General features: G+C 66.2%; 22 protein-coding genes. 10 read left to right on the top strand and 12 right to left on the bottom strand.

Features of this window, described 5'->3' with window-relative positions; all coding sequences use genetic code 11:
- Positions 1-6: 6 nt before the first annotated feature.
- Positions 7-270: a YtcA family lipoprotein gene (locus tag VSR71_RS17640; protein ID WP_342915140.1), complete on the bottom strand. Its 264-nt coding sequence runs from the start codon at positions 268-270 to the stop codon at positions 7-9.
- 145 nt (positions 271-415) lie between these two features.
- Positions 416-634 carry a hypothetical protein gene (locus VSR71_RS17635; protein WP_342915139.1) on the bottom strand — a complete coding sequence of 73 codons (219 nt, stop codon included), beginning with the start codon at positions 632-634 and terminating at the stop codon, positions 416-418.
- Between the two features lie 422 nt (positions 635-1056).
- Here VSR71_RS17635 and VSR71_RS17630 point away from each other — a divergent pair, with 422 nt between their 5' ends.
- A complete protein-coding gene (locus VSR71_RS17630) occupies positions 1057-1149 on the top strand; it encodes a LuxR C-terminal-related transcriptional regulator (protein WP_428979424.1) in 93 nt (30 codons plus the stop codon).
- 81 nt (positions 1150-1230) lie between these two features.
- On the opposite strand, the gene VSR71_RS17625 is transcribed toward VSR71_RS17630, so the two are convergent.
- Together VSR71_RS17625 and VSR71_RS17620 are read right to left on the bottom strand one after the other, a co-directional pair.
- A complete protein-coding gene (locus VSR71_RS17625) occupies positions 1231-1629 on the bottom strand; it encodes a hypothetical protein (RefSeq protein ID WP_342915258.1) in 399 nt (132 codons plus the stop codon).
- Positions 1630-1758: 129 nt separating this feature from the next.
- Positions 1759-2112 carry a hydroxyquinol 1,2-dioxygenase gene (locus VSR71_RS17620; RefSeq protein ID WP_342915138.1) on the bottom strand — a complete coding sequence of 118 codons (354 nt, stop codon included), beginning with the start codon at positions 2110-2112 and terminating at the stop codon, positions 1759-1761.
- Between the two features lie 399 nt (positions 2113-2511).
- Between VSR71_RS17620 and VSR71_RS17615 the strand changes: the two genes are divergently transcribed.
- Together VSR71_RS17615 and VSR71_RS17610 are read left to right on the top strand one after the other, a co-directional pair.
- Positions 2512-2652, top strand: a complete 141-nt coding sequence (locus VSR71_RS17615) for a hypothetical protein (RefSeq protein ID WP_342915137.1) — start codon at positions 2512-2514, stop codon at positions 2650-2652.
- Complete coding sequence (locus VSR71_RS17610; RefSeq protein WP_342915136.1) at positions 2645-3304, top strand: MarR family winged helix-turn-helix transcriptional regulator; 660 nt, start codon at positions 2645-2647, stop codon at positions 3302-3304. Before VSR71_RS17615 ends, VSR71_RS17610 begins: the two co-directional genes overlap by 8 nt.
- 16 nt (positions 3305-3320) lie before the next feature.
- Here VSR71_RS17610 and VSR71_RS17605 read toward each other — a convergent pair whose 3' ends face one another.
- Positions 3321-3881 carry a thioredoxin family protein gene (locus VSR71_RS17605; protein WP_342915135.1) on the bottom strand — a complete coding sequence of 187 codons (561 nt, stop codon included), beginning with the start codon at positions 3879-3881 and terminating at the stop codon, positions 3321-3323.
- A gap of 58 nt (positions 3882-3939) precedes the next feature.
- A complete protein-coding gene (locus VSR71_RS17600; protein WP_342915134.1) occupies positions 3940-4356 on the bottom strand; it encodes an organic hydroperoxide resistance protein in 417 nt (138 codons plus the stop codon).
- A 353-nt stretch (positions 4357-4709) separates the two neighbouring features.
- On the opposite strand from VSR71_RS17600, the gene VSR71_RS17595 reads away from it, so the two are divergent.
- The 4 genes from VSR71_RS17595 to VSR71_RS17580 all read left to right on the top strand — a co-directional run bounded on the left by VSR71_RS17595 (position 4710) and on the right by VSR71_RS17580 (position 8958).
- A complete protein-coding gene (locus VSR71_RS17595; RefSeq protein WP_342915133.1) occupies positions 4710-5432 on the top strand; it encodes a hypothetical protein in 723 nt (240 codons plus the stop codon).
- Between the two features lie 225 nt (positions 5433-5657).
- Positions 5658-6041, top strand: a complete 384-nt coding sequence (locus VSR71_RS17590) for a response regulator transcription factor (protein WP_342915132.1) — start codon at positions 5658-5660, stop codon at positions 6039-6041.
- Between the two features lie 232 nt (positions 6042-6273).
- Positions 6274-8100: a PAS domain-containing sensor histidine kinase gene (locus tag VSR71_RS17585; protein WP_342915131.1), complete on the top strand. Its 1827-nt coding sequence runs from the start codon at positions 6274-6276 to the stop codon at positions 8098-8100.
- A gap of 294 nt (positions 8101-8394) precedes the next feature.
- On the top strand, positions 8395-8958 hold the full coding sequence (locus VSR71_RS17580; protein WP_342915130.1) for a peptidase: 564 nt from the start codon (positions 8395-8397) through the stop codon (positions 8956-8958).
- A 344-nt stretch (positions 8959-9302) separates the two neighbouring features.
- Here the strand turns inward: VSR71_RS17580 and VSR71_RS17575 are convergent, their stop codons facing one another.
- The 6 genes from VSR71_RS17575 to VSR71_RS17550 all read right to left on the bottom strand — a co-directional run bounded on the left by VSR71_RS17575 (position 9303) and on the right by VSR71_RS17550 (position 15331).
- The gene (locus VSR71_RS17575; protein WP_342915129.1) at positions 9303-9989 is read right to left on the bottom strand and encodes a GntR family transcriptional regulator; all 687 of its coding nucleotides are present in this window, start codon (positions 9987-9989) and stop codon (positions 9303-9305) included.
- 182 nt (positions 9990-10171) lie between these two features.
- Positions 10172-11212, bottom strand: coding sequence for an AraC family transcriptional regulator (locus VSR71_RS17570; protein ID WP_342915128.1), 1041 nt, complete (start codon positions 11210-11212; stop codon positions 10172-10174).
- 164 nt (positions 11213-11376) lie between these two features.
- Positions 11377-11712, bottom strand: a complete 336-nt coding sequence (locus VSR71_RS17565; RefSeq protein WP_342915127.1) for a hypothetical protein — start codon at positions 11710-11712, stop codon at positions 11377-11379.
- A gap of 51 nt (positions 11713-11763) precedes the next feature.
- A complete protein-coding gene (locus tag VSR71_RS17560) occupies positions 11764-13008 on the bottom strand; it encodes a complex I 51 kDa subunit family protein (protein ID WP_342915126.1) in 1245 nt (414 codons plus the stop codon).
- Positions 13009-13027: 19 nt separating this feature from the next.
- Complete coding sequence (locus VSR71_RS17555) at positions 13028-14677, bottom strand: FAD-binding protein (protein ID WP_342915125.1); 1650 nt, start codon at positions 14675-14677, stop codon at positions 13028-13030.
- A gap of 15 nt (positions 14678-14692) precedes the next feature.
- Positions 14693-15331 carry a 2Fe-2S iron-sulfur cluster-binding protein gene (locus tag VSR71_RS17550; protein WP_342915124.1) on the bottom strand — a complete coding sequence of 213 codons (639 nt, stop codon included), beginning with the start codon at positions 15329-15331 and terminating at the stop codon, positions 14693-14695.
- 105 nt (positions 15332-15436) lie between these two features.
- Here VSR71_RS17550 and VSR71_RS17545 point away from each other — a divergent pair, with 105 nt between their 5' ends.
- Genes VSR71_RS17545 through VSR71_RS17535 form a run of 3 tightly spaced genes read left to right on the top strand, consistent with a single transcriptional unit; the run spans position 15437 to position 18970 of the window.
- A complete protein-coding gene (locus VSR71_RS17545; protein ID WP_342915123.1) occupies positions 15437-16879 on the top strand; it encodes an anion permease in 1443 nt (480 codons plus the stop codon).
- A 16-nt stretch (positions 16880-16895) separates the two neighbouring features.
- A complete protein-coding gene (locus tag VSR71_RS17540; RefSeq protein ID WP_342915122.1) occupies positions 16896-17843 on the top strand; it encodes a DUF2950 domain-containing protein in 948 nt (315 codons plus the stop codon).
- Positions 17840-18970 carry a DUF3300 domain-containing protein gene (locus VSR71_RS17535; RefSeq protein WP_342915121.1) on the top strand — a complete coding sequence of 377 codons (1131 nt, stop codon included), beginning with the start codon at positions 17840-17842 and terminating at the stop codon, positions 18968-18970. The genes VSR71_RS17540 and VSR71_RS17535 overlap by 4 nt, the downstream gene beginning before the upstream one ends.
- Positions 18971-18980 lie beyond the last annotated feature (10 nt).

Raw genomic sequence — 18980 nt, 5'->3', positions numbered from 1 at the left:
CTCGCATCAGTTCTGGTAGAAGATCAGCCACCCGGACAGCGCAAGGATCGCGGTCAGTGCGGCATAGGCCAGCGGCAGCGTCGGTTCGCCGGACAGCTTGAAGCGGCCGCTTGCACGCAACGCGGCGTGAATCAGCGCGGTCCCGACGATGGCGCCGGCGATGCAGAACAGCCAGTCGGGAAAGAAGGCGCCCAGCACGCCGATCGACGGTGACGTTGCGCAACCGCTCAGCAGTGCCCACGGGAACACCAGCGTTGCCAGGCGTCTCATTGCGCCCTCCATCGCGCCAAGCCGCGCGCGGCCATCGGTAGCGGAGTCGTATTCATCCTTGTCAGTTGCATGCTGCGGGCGCATCGTTCACGTTTTCAGGCCGGGGTTCATCCAACGGAGGATCGGAGACTGGGCGCGCCGCTCGCTAGCGCAGGACGCCGCCAAGGTGCCCAAGGGCAATACTCATGACGTACATCGAACCAGCCAGCGCCATCAGCAGCATGGCCGCCGTCAGCGATGCGCTCATCGTCTGGACCGCAACCATCGACAGCGACGCATAGCCGCTCCAGCTGGCGGCGGCCAGGCGGTAAGCCGTGCCCCCGATGTGCTTGCTGGCGGCAACGAAAAACGCGGTGCGCATCATCGATGGCTCCACCGGGGCAGTGTGCGGTCGGCATGCCGGGCAGGTGGCAGCCCACGCCGACTGTGGTGAGACGCTTCGCTTCTCATGGACCGCTCCTGTTGGTTGCCTGCCATGTAGCAAGGTATGCCAAAGGGCTGCCGGGCTCCATTGGACGAAGGTATCGACAACACGTTGTCCCGGGGCATCGGTGCACGCAATGTGCCGGATAAGTCTGCCCTTGATGGCGCGGCCACGTCCGGGATCCGCCGGAACCCGCCGCAACCGATACCAACGTATATTGACTTGCCGTCGACGCGCGGCCATCGTTGCGTCTTGATGCAAACGGAAAGGACAGCGATGGAGAACGGGCTCAGCCGTACTGCGGACGCGCGGCCGGGACTGGCATGGACAGCCTTCCCTGATGGGGGCGCGTCGAGCCTGGCATCAGCGAGATCAACGTGAAGGCGCACCGCGGGCAGGTCATGCGAAAGATGAACGCCCGCCCGCTCGCCGATTCCGTGCCCATGGCTGCATAGCTCCGGCTGCCCGCGCGCCGAGGGCGACGCCGCCCAGCGCACGATGAGCCAATGGCACTCACCGGCGGCACATACGACGCACTACGCCGCGCGATGCGCGTCGAGATCCAGCGCGGCCTCGGCCGCGTCGCCCGACTGCCCCCTGTAATAGAGGTGCACGCCGATCGCCAGCGAATCATTGCGGATCTCATGCAGCGCCTTCCAGGCGATGGCAGGATCCGTGAACACCAGGTAGTGCTCTTCCTTCTTCACCATTTCCGCGACCTGGTGCAGACCGCGCAGGTGCAGCGCGCTGACAAGCGCATCGAGGTTGCGATGCGTGCGGGCGTCGGTGCGCGGGTAAAGCATGTGAAGCACGGCGGCGCGTTGCGCAGCGGCTGTTTCCGTAAAGGCCTCGACGATGTGATGGTGGCGGATAGCCGTGACGACGTCTTCCGTCGCCGCCGGCTGCTTCGGTGGCACAAGTTTCATGGCAGTCATTTCCTGGTAGCGCTGAAATCGGGCGATCCCGGTCAGGATTGCGGAAGCGGCCGCGTACCGCGTGGTGCAGATGCACGCCCACGGCAATGGCATGCCAATCACCGGTACGCGCCGCGCCGGCAAGTCCTGTCAGTCCGCTTTGCTTGATGACCCATTCAGCGCGCCTCGCGCGGGCGCCGTCGGGATAGGCTCGAGGCCCTGCGCGGGGTCCGCCGAGGCGCCCGTGAGGCCCAGGGCGGTCGAGGTGCGGGCGCCATCGGAGTACGGATCAAACTTGCGGGCGCCGTCGCTATACGGGCTGCGCGGCTCTTGCACCGAGCGGGCTCCGTCGGTGTACGGGTCGCGTGGATCGGTGACCGAGCGAGCGCTGTCGGTGTACGGGTCGCGAGCGCCAGTGGCGGACGGGCCGGCGGCTTGTGCGCCGGCTGCCGCTGCAACCAGGGAGATGGCGAGAAGAAAACGCTTGGCAAGACTGGTAGACATGATCGGCTTCCTTGAACGTTCGTTGTGCGGGGGGCGGTCCGGCAGTAGCGGATTCGTTGCCGCATGCCGCGAACCATTGGTCCGCGTTGAACTTGAACGTTGCATGGACGACTCCTGACGGCTGCCAGCCTGGTGATCAGTTAAGCCGAAGACGGCGCCGCGATCCATTGGACGATGGTATCGGGTGATACCTTTGTTCAATGGAGTTGCCCGTCATCTTCCGTCTAGATTCGAATCACCGAAGGCAGCGATGTGGAGATGTCAAATGGCGTGCAAGCGAACAATCAAGGTGGCTACGCGTTGGGCTGAGAGAAGAAGCAGCGGCCTGCCAGGGAAGGCCAAGTGCCCACCGCCCGGCTTCCTGGGTACCGTTGCTTCGCAGCGCCGGGGGGTCGCATCATGAGCCCGCACGATAACCTCATCGCCTTCCTGTCCATCCTTGGATTGCTGATCGTGGGCGCGCTCGCCGGCGTCTTGCTGCTCCCGGTCGCCGCGGGCCGCTGGGCGCTGGCCTCGGCCAGGGGGCGGTCCCGTGGATGATCTCCAGTTGCGTGCGGACCGGCAGGAAGGCGTCTCCACGACCATCGACCGGGAAGTGCCGGTTTCGCGTGGCACCCACCCGGCCCCGGCGCGGTTTCCCGATGTCAGCGCCCTCCTCGCGGATGTCCTGGTGCTGGCCACGCGCCTTCAGCACGTCTCGCAGTCGCTGGCTGGGCCCGCCATGCGGGGTGCCGACGTCACCGTGCCGCAGTGGCTGGTGCTGCGGCATCTGCGCGACACGGGAGGCTGCACGCTGACCACGCTTGCCGCGGCCATCGATCATGATCGCGGCGGCCTCTCCCGTACCCTGTACAAGCTGCGACAGCGCCAGCTGATCACGCCGCGGGCGCGGCGGGACGACCGACGCGCTGTCTGGCTCGAGCTTGCCCCGGCCGGCCTGGCGCTGTGCAACGCACTCGAGGAAGCCATGCGCCGCCAGCTGGCAAGCGTGTTCGAACAGGTGCAGCCGCAGAACCCCCTGCGCCAGCTGACACGCACAATGCTCCATGCAGCGGCAACCCTGCGCGATGCGGCCGCACTTTCCGAAGGACGGGCACGCTGTCCTGCGCCGGCCGCAGCTGGCAATCGGCGACACCATGAAGAACGCGGTCATCCACGCCCGCGCATCCCGGCAGCCGGACGCAGCGCCTGAGGCCGATCCGCGTGTGTCATGCCGACGGCGCCGACTTGCGCTGCGCCAACAGCTTTTGAATGGCCGCTTCGGTCTCTGCGTAGTTTCCTTCGCCGAAGTGCTGATAGACGATGCGGCCATCCGCGTCGATCAGGTACAGGGCGGGCCAGTACTGGTTCTGGAACGCAGACCAGGTCGCGTAGCGGTTGTCTTGCGCCACCGGATAGCGCACGCCGAGGCGCTTGATCGCCTCCTGCACGTTGGCGGTCGATTTCTCAAACCCGTACTCGGGTGTGTGCACGCCCACGACGACGAGCCCCTGGTCCTTGTACTTGTCGTGCCAGCGCTTCACGTGGGGCAGCGTGTTGAGGCAGTTGACGCAGGAGTATGTCCAGAAATCGACCAGCACCACCTTGCCGCGCAGCGCCTGCATGGACAGTGGCGGCGAATTCAGCCATTGGGTGATGCCGGCGAATTCCGGCGCGGCACTGCCATTGGCTGCCGGCGCACTGAAGGCGCGCGCGCCAGTCCCGCTGAAATAAGCCGCGCCGATGGCGATAACGATGGCCACCAGGGTGGCGCGTAGAATCGTGCGCATGATTTGAGATCCTGAAGGTCGGAAAACTGTGGCCTGCCGGTTCAGGCCACGGGCTGCGTCAGATCACGTTCAGTTCGACGTGGATATTGCCGCGTGATGCCTTGGAGTACGGGCAGAGCTGGTGCGCCGCTTCCACCACCGCTTGCGCCACCTCGCGGTCCAGGCCGGGCAGGCTCACGTTCAGGCGGGCCTGCAGGAAGAACGCCTCGCCGGCGGTGCCGAGATCCACTTCGGTATCCACCGACAGGTCGGACGGAAGCCTGACCTTCATCTGGCCGGCAGCACGGCCTATTGCACCGATGAAGCAGGCGGACCAGCCCGCGGCATACAGCTGCTCCGGGTTCGTACCGTGGCCGCTGCTCCCAGGGGGCGACAGCCTGAGGTTCAGGCGGTCGTCATCGCTCTGGGCCTGGCCATCGCGGCCCCCCGTGACGTGGACTTTGCCGGTGTACAGCACATGTTCGATGCGGGTCATGGTGACTCTCCTGTGAATGGGACTGCGTTGGAATGCGCGGCCTGCCTGCTTGCACTGGTGGCGCCGCGCCACGGAACCCATTAAAGAATCCGGACGTATCCCCCACGTAACGCAGAACGGCCAATTTGTCTGGGGATGTATCGCAATCGTTGCCTGATACAAAGGCGTACAAAACGGCCCAGGGCGATCACTCATTGGCGCGACAAATCCGATACCTTGGTCCAATGGAGCGCCGCCACCCTTTGGACTAACTTGATCCTGGAAGGCGGACCCTCGCAAGCGGCGCGCGCGGTGCGACGTTTCATCGCGTCGTTTTGTGCCCTTTTGCGCCCTTTATGTCTCTTTGGAGGTGGATGATGAGCAACCTGGCAGACGAAGTCCTGGAGGCGCACGGCGGCCTGGAACGCTGGAACCGCCTCAGTCAAGTGACGGCAACCATCGTGACCGGTGGCGCACTCTGGGCGATGAAGGGCCTGATCCAGGACCCGGCACCGCGGACCATGACCGTATCGCTGCACGAAGAGCGCGCTTCGGTGACGCCATTTGGCGAACCCCACTGGCGCACCGCCTTTGAGCCAGGACGCATCGCCATCGAGACCACCAGCGGAGAAACGGTGAAGGAACTCAGGGATCCCCGCCGCAGCTTCGATGGCCATGTCATCGATTCCGCATGGAATCCGTTGCAGCGCGCCTATTTCAACGGTTACGCGCTCTGGACCTACCTGACCACACCGTTCCTGATCGCCCTTCCCGGATTCGAAGTCACCGAGATCGAACCATGGCAGGAGGGTTCGGAGACCTGGCGGGGATTGCGGGTACGCTTTCCGGCCAGTATCGAAAGCCATTGCGAGCTGCAGGATTTCTATTTCGGCGACGACGGGCTGGTTCGTCGGCACGACTACCATGTCGACATTGCGGGGGGCTTCGCGGCGGCCCAGTATCTCTCCGATCACATTACCGCGGATGGCATCGTCCTCCCGTCGCGTCGCCGCGCCTACATGCGCAACGAAGACCTGTCCGCCGACCGGGAACGGCTGATGGTTGCCATCGATCTTGGCGATGTGCGGTTCAGTTGAGCCACGCCACCCGTACAGTCCGATGGATGCCTGTGCCCATGCATCCGGCTTTCCGCAAGACACCTCGAGCTGGTTCGCCTGAACCGGAAGGCTGTGCTCCGATCCCTTCAGCTTCGCCCGCCTTCGCGCCCTCGAGCGCGTGGCCGCGCGCCCCAAAGGCTGGCGGGCTGGTGGCTGGGCAAGTCAGTGCGCCGATACGATGGTCAGCTTGGCAGAGGTAGTCGCTTGTACAACAATCAGACAGTAGCGATCGTCGACGACGACGAATCGGTCCGCATGGCGATATCCAGCCTGGTCCGCTCGCTCGGGTGGCAAGCGCTGACGTTTGCCACGGCGCGGGAGTTCCTGCATTCGGGCAGTGCCTCCGGCGTGGCGTGCGTGATCTCGGATATCCAGATGCCGGGCATGAGCGGGCTTGACATGCAAAGAGCGCTTATCCAGGCCGGCATCCTCGTCCCGGTGATCTTTATCACGGCCTTTTGTACCGAGGCCATGCGCAAGCAGGCGCTGGAGTGCGGGGCATGGTCATTCCTTTGCAAACCCGTCGATGGCGCCGCGATCAGTGAATGCCTGGAACAACTCGTACGCGAGTCGGCCCGCGACCCATAGACATGGCAAGCGGGAAGCGACGCAGGGGAGGAATCCGGTGGAGGCAAGGTGCATCGCCTGGCATCGCCATGCGCGGCGATGCGCCACTCGGCTACCCATGCTGGGCGGCCCGGGTTGCTCGCATCGGCATGCCTGCTCCGGATAACCATGCCATCGGGCCCACATGATGAGAGAGCATCGCTTTTCCTTGCCGGCGATCTTCGGCCGGGCTGCCAGTCCCGAAAGCGCCGGCTTGAACGAGTCATTTCCCGCCGTCGGCCCGGCGCGCGCCGGCACGCGCGCTCAGTTGCTGGTGGCGCTGGTGCTCGCGCTGGCCGTTTTCCTGATCGACGCACTGACGCCGCTGGATATCGCCATTGCGGTGCTCTATGTGGTGGTGGTACTGCTGATCGCCTCGGGCGGATCCCGTCGGAGAACCGTTGCCGCGGGTGCGGCCTGTGTTGTCCTGACGCTGGTCGGCTTCGTGCTTTCGATAGACCTCAACGACAGCGCCGGCTCGGTGGCGCGATGCGTATTCAGCCTGCTGGCGATCACGATTACGTCGCTGCTGGCAATCCGCAACCTGGACAGCACGGCGCGCCTGCGCGAGCAGGTCCAGATGCTGAACCTGACGCATGACGCCATCGTCGTGTACGACATGCAGGACAGCATCATTTTCTGGAACCGGGGCGCCGAGGAAGTCTATGGCTGGACCGCGGACGAAGCGATCAGCCAGCCGGTCCACCGGCTGACGCGGACCAGCTTTCCCGTCCCGGTGGATGAGATCCGGGCCGAACTGCTGCGGACAGGACGCTGGGACGGCGAACTGCAGCACATGCGCCGGGACGGCAAGCCACTCACCATTTCCAGCCGTTGGGCGCTATGGCGGGACCAGTCGGGCAAGCCGGCCGCCATCCTCGCCACCAGTAACGACATTACCAAACGCCACCAGGCGGAAGCCGCGCTGACACGCAGCGAGGCCTTCCTGGCCGAAGCGCAGCGGCTCAGCAAGACCGGCAGCGTGGCGCTCCGGCTGCCCGAAGAGGAGATGACCTGGTCGGACGAGGCCTACCGCATCCTGGGCTACGACATGAGCGTGCCGCCGACCTCCGATCGCGTGCTGGAGCGGACGCACCCGGACGACCTGCCGCTGGTACAGGAAGCCCGCGCCCGGCTCCGGGCCGGTGCGCCACGCATTGAAGTCATGCACCGCTTGCTGATGCCGGACGGCACCGTCAAGCATGTGCACCTGGTTGCCAGGTTGACCACCGCTGGCGCCGGCCGCCTCGAGTATGTAGGCGCCTTGATGGACGTGACGGAAGCCACGCTGACGCAACAGGCGTTGCAGCGCTCGCAGACCGAACTGGCGCACGTCACGCGCATTACCACGCTGGGAGAACTCGCTGCCTCGATCGCTCACGAGGTCGCCCAGCCGATCGCGGCCATCGTCTCGTGGGCGGATGCCGCGCAGCGATGGCTGCACCGCCCGCAGCCTGATATCGAGGAAGCCACGCGGTCGATCCGGCAGATCGTCGCGGACGCGAAGCGCTCCAGCGAGATCATCAGCCAGATCCGCGCAATGGCGCAACAGCGGGATCCCAGCTATGCCGCGGTCGATCTGAACGCACTGGTGCGAGACTCGGTGGAATTGCTGCGCCGCGAGCTCCAGGACCATGGCACCAACGTCACGCTGCAGCTGGATGCGCCCGCTGCGCTGGTCCGCGGCGACCGGGTGCAGCTGCAACAGGTCCTGGTCAATCTGGTCATGAACGCCGTGCAGGCGATGGATGGTTCAACCAGCGGCCGCCGGCGCCTGTGGATCAGCACCTGCCGGGCCGATGCGGAGCGGGTCGAGCTGGCGGTCCGGGATTCGGGCTGCGGCATTCCCGCCGGGGATGCCGATCACCTGTTCAATCCGTTCTTTACGACCAAGGCGGATGGCATGGGCATGGGCCTGTCCATTTGCCGTTCGATCGTCGAAGCGCACGGAGGCCAGATCTGGGCTGCCTCCCCCGATGACGGCGGCGCATCGCTGCACGTGGCACTGCCGCTGCAGGATGCGGCGAACATCGGGCGATGAGCCAGGGTAAAGCGCCGCCCTGGCTTGCGGCAAGGATCTCGCGGCCGCTTTGGCGGCGCTGACCCGAAGCGCACGACCCGGGCGGTGTTTCAAAGTCGAATCAGCCTCGAGATCCCCTGTTTGAAGGATGGGAGCGGATGTCCTCGTGCATTACGCTTACATGAAAATGCCACACCACTGAAACCGGGGGGAATCATGGGTAAGTGGAAACCGCGCGGGCCGCACGAGCCTGTCGAGCTTTCATTGTGCGAAGCGCCTGATGCCATGACTGGCCACCGGGAGCAGCATGCCGGCATGCACGGTTCGACGGGCGCGGATGATCCGCTGCTGGGCTGCCTGTTGCTGGTCAACCGGGCACGGCAGCGGCCAATACCATCCGCTGTCCTGCAGAACGGGCTGCCGCACCGCCTCACATTGCCGCTGCTGAGCGCCGCGGCGGCGCACGCCGGCTTGTCGACCCGGCTCGTCGAGGTGGAGCTGGACAAGATCCCGGACAGCGTGCTGCCGGCGATCCTGATGCTGGACAAGCGCAGGCCGTGCGTATTGCTGGAGCGCCGCGAGCACGGACGCTTCCGGGTTGCGCTGCCGGGTTGGGGCGGCGGGGAACAGGAGGTCAGCCGGGATGAGCTGCTGGCCGGGTACAGCCGGTACGCCATCCTGGTACAGCCGCTGTCGCAGGCGGAAACGCCGGCGGACACGCCGGCAGGCATGAAGCCGGCGCAGCCGGCCCATTCGACAGGCGTCACGACGCGCCCATCATGGCGGCACCATTGGGACCGGCTGGTAGCCTTTACGCAGAAGGTGCTCTGGTTGCAGGGCAGGCAGCGTGCGGAAGAGGCTGCCGGCGTGGGCAGCTAGCCCTGCCGGAAGCGATGGGCGCGCCACAGGGCTAACAATCGATTACATCTTTTTCATCTGGATGAGGGTCCTTTGCCCACTCCGGGAAGATGCGCTGTCGGACAACGTCGGATAGCACTGCGGATAGGGAGCGGCTAAATTTACCCGCTCGACCTCGCACTTCCTGGGAGTCAAAGCGTATGCAAGACATACTCATCCTGACCGTCGGAGGCCTGCTGCTGGCGGCCCTCCTCTACCCTGGTCACAAAAACCGGCGAAGCAAATAATCGGCCTGGCGCCGGCGCCACGCGCAACCTGCGCCGCAGGCCGATTACGTACCGACGCCGGCGCCGGACGACGGCACATCAGCGCTGCTGGCTTCCCAAGGCGCGAATCGCCGCTTCGCGGGAATTTGCGATGCGCTTGTGCGCCGTCTGCAAGACCGCATCGATATCCCGCTTTGAAACGGCGCGCTGCAGCGCACGCCATGTCTTCAGGGAATTCTCCAGCGAGCCGGGATGGCATGCGAGCCCGAGCCGCACATAGCGCAGCACCCGCAGCGAGATGGAATTCAGCAACTCCCCGACCAGCCGGTTGCTCGACAGGTCTGCCATGGCGATGTTCGCGAGAAAGGTGACGCTGATATAGGCGTCCACCGATTCCTCGACGGCTTTGCCGAACTCCGGCATGAACTTTTCGAACCAGCCATCCAGCGCGTCCGCACGCTCTTCCACCAGTTGCCTGAGCAGGATGGCAAAGAGCGCATCCCGAACGACGTAGATATCGCGCAGGTCCTGGGCGTTGGGCTCGGTGACAATGGCGCCGCGCCGCGCGCGGAACTCGACCAGGCGCTCCCGCTCCAGGATCCGCAGGGCTTCGCGCACCGGGGCCCGGCTGACCTCCAACACCTCGCAGATGTCGTTCTCGAGCAGCCGCTGGCCCGCATGGATCACGTCGAGGGTGATCAGTCCCGCAAGCCGCACCGCAATCTGGTCCGCAACCGATGCCGACCAGTCGCGGCCATGCTTGAGCGCTTGCTCGACGGCCAGCATGACCGGGTTTTGCGGCGTTTTCAGCACCAGCAGCGATTGCAGGTCCGGCGTATTGGTGGTCTTGAGTCGACCCATGCGTGATGAATCCTTCGCTCCGCGCTATGTACTGGATTTTTGTCAACAATATTAAATCGCGCAGGCTTGCTGGCGGCAACCGGAACGGCGCAAGACTTCCTGACGTGTCATGCGCTGGCTTGCAGCGAGCCTGCCTGCCGGCGTATCGCGCCACGGGCCGCCCGGCTCTCCTTGGGACTGCAGCCAAACTGCGCGTGATACCAGCGCGAGAACCCGCTTGGCGCCGAGAAACCGAGCAGGGTCGCCACCTCGGTCAATGGACGGTCGCTCTCGATGACATGGCGCGCAGCGAGCTCCCTGCGGATGTCATTGACGATCGACGAGAAACTCTGCCCCTCTTCCGCCAGCCGGCGCTGGACCGTGCGGCACACCACGCCGAGGTGGTCCGCCACCTGCTCGATGGTGCAGCGCCCGCCGGGCAGCAGCAACGGGATGATGCGCCGCACGTCATCGAGCATGGTCACCTGCCGGGAAACGGCAAACGCATCGACCAGCTGTTGCGCGTAACGCGCCATGGCGGGATCGGCAGAGGGATTGCGGGCGTCGAGATCGGCCTTCGTGCAGATGATGCAGTTGAATTCATGGTCGAACTCGATGCTGGCGCCGAAAAACCGCTGGTGCGTGCCGAGATCGCGTGGCGCGGGATGTTCGAAGCAGACGCGCCGCGGTTCCCAGTCCGGTCTCAGCAGTTGCCGGATCAATCGCACGATGACCCCGAGTGCGAGTTCTGCCCTTTGCCGCGTGGGCTGATGGGCGTTGCCGGCAATGACCGCCTCGCGAATGATCGCCAGCCCGTCGCATTCCTCGACCGACAGCGAGAGCGCACTGTTGAGCAGGGTCTGGTAGCGCATCAGGATGCGCAGCGAGTCGCGCAGGGTCGGCTGGTCGCGGATCAGCAATCCTACCGGCCCGAGGTTGGACAGCAGGCGCGACTCGGCCATGCACAGTCCGAAGCTTTCGTTGCCCGACAAGGTCGCCGACGCCTGCAGCAGACGCCCGACGCGCTCCCCCGGGATCATCAGGTCCGGCTCGCGCAGCACGCTGGGACTCAGGCCCGCGTCAAGGAGCATCCGCACCGGATCCAGTCCGGCAGCCAGGGCGACCTCGCTGTAGTTGGTGAGGGCCGCAGCGCGGACAAGAGACGACATTGCAGGGCCGAGTGAAACAGTGACACGGAATGATAAAAGGCCGCCATGTACTGTCAAGCGGGACAAACCCGTGGCTCCAGGCTCCAGGCTCCCGCTGCGCAAGCCCTGCCGTTGCCGGGCCCGGGACGAGATCCGGTGACTGCTATGGCCTGCCGCGGCGGCTTTCAGCGTCCCATGCGGCGGTCATAGCTGCGGGAAACGCGCTCGATCAGGCCGGGATCGCGCGTGCTTGAGGCATTGAACTCCACCCGTACGCTGCCATCGCCCTGCTGGCGGACAGTGGCCGTGACGGTGTCGCCGTCTTTCCTGCCGACGACCGTGCCGGCCATCGCGTCCTGCCTGTCGATCACCAGGCCCTGGTCGCGCATGGCATCCGCGGCGGCATAGAACGAACGGTCGTAGCTGGCCGGCGCGCCTGCCGTGGGCGGATAGCCATAGTAGGTGCAGCCCGCCAGCGTCAGCATGGCAGCGGCAATCAGGGCAATGCGCGTGGACTTCATGGTGGTACTCTCCTCTTCCAGTAGTCGCCCGGCCAGCCGGCCGGCGCGCGACTATGCCATCAGAAGCGCCTCATATTCTTCCCGGAACTGATCGAGGGAGCTGTCCACCACCGTCACGGCGCCGTCGATCAGGCCGCAGCGTCCGCTGCCGGGAAGGATGCGGCACAGGTTTTCCAACGCTTCCAGGTCGGCGCGCACGCCGCGGCCGGTATCGATGCGATTGAGCAGGCGCATCAGCTGGAAGGTCCCGCCCTTGCAGGGCGGACACTGGCCGCATGAACCCTGTGCGAAGAAGCTGACGTACTCGGCCACCTTGCGGACGATGCTGGTGCCCTCCGACACCACGATCATCGCACCGGTCCCCAGCCGCGAGCGCCGCTGCCGTACGGAATCGAAGTCCAGTGCCACGTCGAGATCGCGCTTGGTCAGCAAGGTATTGGAGGGCCCGCCGGTAAACACCGCCTTGAATTCCTTGCCCTGGAGCATGCCGCCGCCATGCCCGAACACCAGGGTCTCCAGGCTCGTGCCCATCGGCAGCTCATACAGACCGGGCCGCAACACGTCGCCCGACAACGAATACAGCTTCGTGCCCGCGGCGTTGCCGATGCCGAGGCTGCGATACCACTGCGCCCCGTGGCGCATGATGCCGGGCACGTGGGCCAGCGTCTCGGTGTTGTTGACGACGGTTGGTGCGCCATGCACGCCGTGCTGGGCCGGAAAAGGCGGCTTGCGGCGCGGGAACGGGAATCCGCCCTCGACGCTCGCGATCACCGCGGTTTCCTCGCCGCCGATGTACAAGCCGGAGCTCGGCACGACGCCGAGCGAAACGGGCCCGCCTACCAGTTGCACCAGTTCGGCGAACTGCGCGTGCGCCTGCCACTGCTGCACTGCCTGGCGCGTCATGTCCAGGGCCAGTGGCTGGTGCGGATTGACGTACACCACGACATGGTTGGCACGGGTGGCGGCCGCGGCGATCAACGCGCCCTCGATCACCTGGTGCGGCGTGTGCTCCAGCAGGAACCGGTCCTTGAACGTCCCTGGCTCGTCTTCGTTGCCGTTGCAGATGATGTATTTGTCGCCATCCGGGGCAGCTGCCACCGGAGCCCATTTGCGATGCGTCGCGAAGCCCGCGCCGCCCATGCCGCGCAGGTCCGCCTGTTCGATTTCGGCGATGATCGTGGCGGGATCGCGCAGCGCCCTGGCCAGCCCCTCTCCGCCGCCCCGCGCAAGCCAGCCCTCCAGGTCCGCACCGACACGGATTTCCTCGTTGAGCAGTACCTGATTCAGGTGTTCCATCGCGCGCCCCGTGGATCGGTCACCGCGTGCCGCCGACCGTGCGGCCCCGTACGCCGGCGCGCAATCCGGCATCGACACGCAGGTCGAAATGCGCGTAGCCGGGGAACAGCTGCGGTGCCTTGACGTGCAGTGGCAGCCCGGCCAGCGTCAGTTCCCGCTGCCACGCATGCACATGGCCGATGCCGGCGCGCACGGCCATCGCGGCGCGGCCTGCCTGCGCCGCGCTGGCTCCGGCACGCCGGCCCATGCTCAGGATGTCGAGCAGCGCGTTGCCCATCAGCCGGTTGCGCCCGTGGATGCCGCCCGTGACCTCGCCCACGCAATACAGTCCCGGCACGCTGGTCGCGCCGTCCTTGTCGATGGCAACGCCACCATTCTGGTAATGCAGGGTCGGATAGACCAGGAAAGGCTCCTGCGCCGCATCCTGTCCGCACTTGCGGGCGAGATGGCGCAGCGTGACCAGCCGCCTGGCCAGGATGCCGGGGTTCTCCAGCTCCAGCGTCGGCGTGTCGAGGAAAACCCCGACTTGTCCGCCCCGCTCGATGCCGCGGCCCTGCGCGCATTCGCTCAGGATGGCCGACGCCACGATGTCGCGTGCCTTGAGTTCATCGACGAAGCGCTCGCCTTCGCCGTTGATCAGCCGGGCGCCGGCCGAGCGCGCCGCCTCCGAGATCAGGCCGCCTGCCAGGTGCGGCGGGTAGGCGATGCCGGTGGGGTGGTACTGGAACGAATCGAGCTCGCGCAGCCGCGCGCCGAGCCGATAGGCAAGCACCAGGCCGTCCGCGGTAGCGCCGTAGTGATTGGACGTGGGGAAGCCATTCAGGTGCAGGCGCCCCGCCCCGCCGGTGGCGAGAATTACGGCACGCGCGCGCACCAGCATGAAGGTGCGCCATTCAAGGTTGTAGATCACGGCGCCGGCGCAGCGGTCGCGTTCGTCGGACAGCAGCTCGACCGCGGGGCAGCGGTTCCACACCGCAATCCCGGGTTCCAGGTCTACCGCCTCGCGCAGCACGCGCATCATCTCCAGCCCGGTGTAGTCGCGATAGGACAGGATGCGCGCGGCCGACGCCCCGCCCGGCTTCTTGCGCAGCAGGTTGCCGCCAAAGGGCCGGTCCTCTTCCTGGTCGAACATCATGCCCAGCCGGATCAGCCAGCGGATCACATCGGGTCCGTCCATCACCATCTGCGCGACAAGCTCGGGCTCGCCGCGGAAATGCCCGGCGCGCAAGGTGTCCTCGAAGTGCAGCTGGGGACTGTCATCCTCGCCGATGGCCGCCTGGATACCGCCCTCGGCCATGACGGTATTGCTGTCGCCAAGGCGCAGCTTGGTGGCAAGGATCACCTGCGCGCCCTGGCCGGCGGCGGTGAGTGCCGCCGCGCAGCCGCCCCCGCCGCCGCCGATGATCAGCACATCGGTGGAGACCAGCTGCGCGCCGGCGATGTCGACATCGTCGATCAGCGCGTTAGCCTGCAGGCAGCGCGCCAGATCCGGCTGGCAGGGTTCGCCGCGGTTCACGCCAACGGCCAGCGCGACGCGCGCATTCGGCCCGTGGTCAGGGTGATAGCCCTTGAGCAGTGCTTCGGCGCTGACGTCGTCGCTGCGCATCGCCGCGGCCACGCCGGGCCGGTAGCGCCGGCGCGCTTCGTCGTATGGGATGCCGGTCGGCATGGTCGCTTGCCCCCGTCAGCGCGGCGGCTGCGCGCCGGGTGCGTCGAAGTCGATCGTCATCGCGCCGCTTTCGATCTGCTGCAGGCGCAGCATGAGATTGGCGGGACGCAGCGTCTGCGCCGCGATCATGCGCCGCACGAACAGGCCGAGATGATTGGGGCGGATGTGTTCCGGGCAGGCCAGCGTGCAGAGGTTGCACATGACGCATTCGTCGAAGACCTGGCTGGCCGCCGTGAGCTTGCCTTCCACGGCGAATTGCACGCCCTGCTGGACCGCGAGTTCCTTCGGGCAGGCGCGGTCGCATCCGCTGCAGTGGCGGCAATGCGCAGCTTCGGGGAAGGTCGTGGCGATCGTCCGCAAGGCCTCCCAGCTCTCGCCGATCTCGTCCATGCGATAGACGTGCCGCTCCGACGCCGTGAAATAGTCCAGGAAGGCGACCTGCATGCCGTCTTCGACCAGCGTTTCGCAGGCCAGCGCCGTACGCACGTCCTGCTCGCCGCTGCGCCGCACCATGACGCGGCACGAGCCGCACACGCCCTGGCCCATGCAACCCACGCCTTCGACCAGCGTTTCCCCGGCGTGCAGGAAGGCCTGCAGGATGGAGCAGTTTGGCGGTGCTTCGATCTGCCGCCCTTCGATGCTCAGACGTACCATCGCGTGCCCCGTGGAATCGGCGGCGCCAACCTCACACTGGCGCCGCGGTCGAAAAGGTCATATAAAACCTTAGCACACCAAAGGTCTTTGCCTAAGGGAGCCGTAATGGAAACCTGGCTGATGGCGCTTGCGCCCGTCCTTGCAGCGATCGTGGTCGCCCTGATCCCGGCGCCCGAGGGGCTGGCACTGCACGCGTGGCTGTATTTCGCGATCTTTGTGGGCGTCATCGTCGGGCTGATGCTCGAGCCCATCCCCGGTGCCGCAATCGGCCTGCTGGCGGTGACGCTGGTGACCGTGCTGTGCGAATGGGTGTTCTACAGCCCCGAGCAGCTCGCAAAGCCAGGCTTCAATCCTGCGAACGCGGCCCTGGCGTGGGCGCTTTCCGGATTCGCCAACAGCACGGTGTGGCTGATCTTCGGCGCCTTCATGTTCGCCCTGGGATACGAAAAAACCGGACTGGGGCGGCGCATCGCCTTGTTGCTGGTGCGCGCCATGGGCCACAGGACGCTGACGCTGGGCTATGCGGTGATGATGGCCGATGCATTGCTGGCGCCGTTCACCCCTTCCAATACCGCGCGCAGCGGCGGCACGATCTTTCCTGTCATCCGCAACCTGCCGCCCCTCTATGACTCGAAGCCGAACGATCCGTCGGCGCGGCGGATCGGCTCGTACATCATGTGGACCGCCATCGCCACCACGTGCACGACCAGTTCGATGTTCCTCACCGCGCTGGCGCCCAACCTGCTCGCCGCCGAACTGATCCGCAAGACGGTCCAGGTCGACCTGAGCTGGATGCGGTGGTTCATGGCCTTCGCGCCGGTAGGCATCCTGTTGTTGCTGGCGGTGCCGCTCCTCGCGTACTTGCTGTACCCGCCGGAAGTGAAGCAAGGCACCGAAGTGCCGGCCTGGGCGGCACAGGAACTGCAGAAGATGGGCCCGCCAGGCCGGCACGAGCGGTTGCTTGCATTGCTGGTGCTGATCGCGCTGGCGCTGTGGATCTTCGGGGACAAGCACGTCAATGCGACCACCGCGGCGTTGATGGTCATTGCCCTGATGCTGGTGACCGGTGTCGTGACCTGGGACGACATGCTCGCCAACAAGCAGGCGTGGAATACCCTCGCCTGGTTTGCGACGCTGATCGCGCTGGCGGACGGCCTCACCCGGACCGGCTTCGTCAAATGGTTTGCCGACACCATGGCAGGCCACATGAGCGGCCTGTCGCCGATGACGGCCGCGGTAACGCTGGTGCTGATCTTCTATTTCACGCACTACCTGTTCGCCAGCGTCACCGCCCATACCACGGCAATGCTTCCGGTCATGCTCAGCGTCGGCTCGACCATCCCCGGCCTGCCGATGGAATCCTTTGCGCTGATGCTGGCCCTGACGCTTGGCATCATGGGCATCCTGACACCCTACGGCACCGGTCCGAGCCCGGTGTACTTCGGCAGCGGCTACCTGCCTGCCGGTGACTACTGGAGGCTTGGCGCCATCTTCGGCGTGATCTACATCGCCGCGTTCCTGGCGATCGGCGTGCCGCTATTGCTTTGAAACGGAGCCTGCAGCCATGCCCAACGAACCGAGCCCATCGCATAGGTTGGCAATATCGCGATCCCGGGGTTTTTCGCCTGGCGCGGCCGGGGCCTGCCTCCGCCTGCTGTCGCTACTTGCACTGCTCGCACTGGGTGCGGCACCTGTCCTGGCGCGCCAGGTCTTCGACTCGCCCGATGCGGCGATGGCGGCCTTTGGCCAGGCGGTGCGCGCTGACGACGAGGCGGCCATGCGCCGGATGCTCGGTCCAGGATTCCGCGACATCATTCCGCCGGCCGGCGCCGAAGTGCGGAAGCGGTTCGATAGTGCCTGGGCGCAAACGCATCGCTTGCAGCAGACGGACAAGCATGCCTTCATCGCTGTCGGCGACGATGGCTGGACCCTGCCGGTGCCGCTGGTCAGGTCGTCAGGCGGCTGGCAATTCGACACACGGGCGGGCGTCGAGGAAATGCGCGTGCGCCGCATCGGCCGCAACGAGCTTGCCGTGATCCAGACCATGCAGGCCATCTGCGATGCGCAAACCGAATACGCCCAGACCATGCACGATGGCGAGAAGCGGCTGGTCTACGCAAACAGGCTGTCCAGTTCCCCGGGCAAGCACGACGGGCTCTACTGGCCGACCGCCTCGAACGAGTCACCGAGCCCGCTCGGCCCGGCTTTCCGCGACGCCGGCACGCGCAATGCAAGCAAGGACGGCTACCACGGCTACCACTACAAGCTGCTGACCGCGCAAGGGCCGCACGCCGATGGCGGTGCGCTGGACTATGCCGTCGACGGCAAGCTGTTCGGCGGCTTCGCGGTCATGGCCTGGCCGGTGCGCTACGGCGACACCGGCGTGATGAGTTTCATCGTCAGCCACAAGGGGCAGGTGTATGAACGCGACCTTGGTGCCAACAGCGCGGCCAAGGCTGCAGCAACGAAGTCGTTTGACCCTGCGCCCGGCTGGAGGAGGGTGTCGCCATGAGCCATCGAATCCTCACCATGGTCTGCTGCGGCGTCCTGGCACTGGCGGGATGCCAGAGCGCCGGGCCGCCAGCCGCCACGCCGGCGTCCGCGCTGCCTGGCGGCGCGGCACAGGCCCAGAGCGAACCCGCACCGTACAAGGCAGAGGAAATCGAGGCCCTGGTCGCCCCGATCGCGCTCTACCCCGATGCGCTGCTGTCGCAGGTCCTGATGGCCTCCAGCTATCCGCTGGAGGTCGCGCTCGCCGCGCGCTGGCTCAAGGCACACCCGGACCTGAAGGGCGATGCCGCGGTCAAGGCGGTGCAGAACGAGACCTGGGATGTCAGCGTGAAATCACTGGTGGCCTTTCCGCAGATCCTTGGACCCATGGGCGACAAGCTGGACTGGACCCAGAAGCTGGGCGATGCCTTCCTGGCCCAGCAGAAGGATGTGATGGCTGCCGTGCAACGCCTGCGCCTTCGCGCCCAGCAAGCCGGTCACCTCAAGTCGGGTCCGCAGCAGACCGTGATCGTTGAACCAGCGACGGCGGCCGAATCCACGCAGCAGACCATCGTGCGCATCGAACCCGCGCAGCCCGACGTGATCTACGTGCCGGTGTATGACCCCGCCATTGTCTACGGCGGCTGGGGCTATGCCGGGTATCCGTACTACTATTGGCCGCCCTACGGCCCCTATTATCCCGGCGACGCCTTCCTTGGCGGCATCGCATGGGGCATCGGACTGGCCGCGGCCATCGCCATCTTCGGCGACTGCGACTGGAACAACGGCGGCATCCATGTGGAGCACCACAAGGCCCGCAACATCGACCGCAACTTCGACGCCAGCAAGCTGGACAAAGGCCGCTGGCAGCACGACGCGCGGCACCGCCAGGGGGTTGCCTACCGCGACAGCGCCACGCGTGAAAGGTTTGGCAGGAGCGCCGCCGATGCGTCCGGCCGCGCCGGCTTCCGCGGGCGCGATGCAACCGGCGGCCGCGACAACGGCTTCCAGGGCGTGGGCCACGGCGGCAGTGCCGTGCAGCGCGACGTCAGCCGTGGGAACCAGAGCCTGCACGGCGCTGGCCGAGCCGGCGGCTTCGGCGGGGGGCGCGCCGGAGGTTTTGGCGGCGGACGCGGCGGCAGACGCTAGCGGGAGCTGG

This window comes from Cupriavidus oxalaticus (genome assembly GCF_038900635.1).
Lineage (GTDB): Bacteria > Pseudomonadota > Gammaproteobacteria > Burkholderiales > Burkholderiaceae > Cupriavidus > Cupriavidus oxalaticus_B.
The sequence above is the reverse complement of the archived record's forward strand: the minus strand, read 5'-3'. Positions and strand labels throughout refer to the sequence as shown.